1 protein-coding gene is annotated in these 628 nt (G+C 39.3%); it reads right to left on the reverse strand.

Features of this window, described 5'->3' with window-relative positions:
- Positions 1–20: 20 nt before the first annotated feature.
- Positions 21–628 (reverse strand): helix-turn-helix domain-containing protein (locus RYH73_RS26605; RefSeq protein WP_335316472.1); only part of this gene is annotated, 608 nt, incomplete at its 5' end.

The raw sequence follows: 628 nt of genomic DNA on the forward strand, positions 1-628 counted from the left end.
ATGGCACTCATGGCCTTTGATCAACCGTAATAAGCAGTAGGTGATTTACCTGTCCATCTTTTAAAAGCTCTGGTAAAAGCACTTATTTCGTTATATCCCAGTATATGAGAAATATCTTTAAGAGGATAGCTGCCTGAGGTGATATAATGTTTCGCTAGCGAGCATCTTACATCATCCGCAATTTTCTGAAAAGTAATATTTTCATCTTTTAAACGCCGTTGCATGCTTCTGACCGTCATATTGAAATTGGAGGCGATATCATCAATTGACGCTAATCCCAAATAAGAATTGGCCAACAGATAATTGTAAATCCGTACTCGATAGGTGTCCGTACTTTTTCTGTTTTGAGGAAGTTGACTGATTTTTTGAAGTAATAACTCCTGAAGTTCATAGTCTGCAGTCAATATCGGTACATCCCAATAACGCTGCTCGAAGATTATTGAATACGTGTTATGGCGATTGGTCACCCGACAGCGGAAAACACGATCGTATTCCGCCCCGTACTCCCTTTGGTATGGGAGATAGACCGCAGTAGGAACGATTTTCTCAAGTAGAAGACCATCCATTTCATGAATAACCATTACCATCAACATATCTATTAATTGTTTCAAACCATTGGTCAATAGGG

Source organism: Olivibacter sp. CPCC 100613 (genome assembly GCF_036959255.1).
Classification (GTDB): domain Bacteria; phylum Bacteroidota; class Bacteroidia; order Sphingobacteriales; family Sphingobacteriaceae; genus Olivibacter.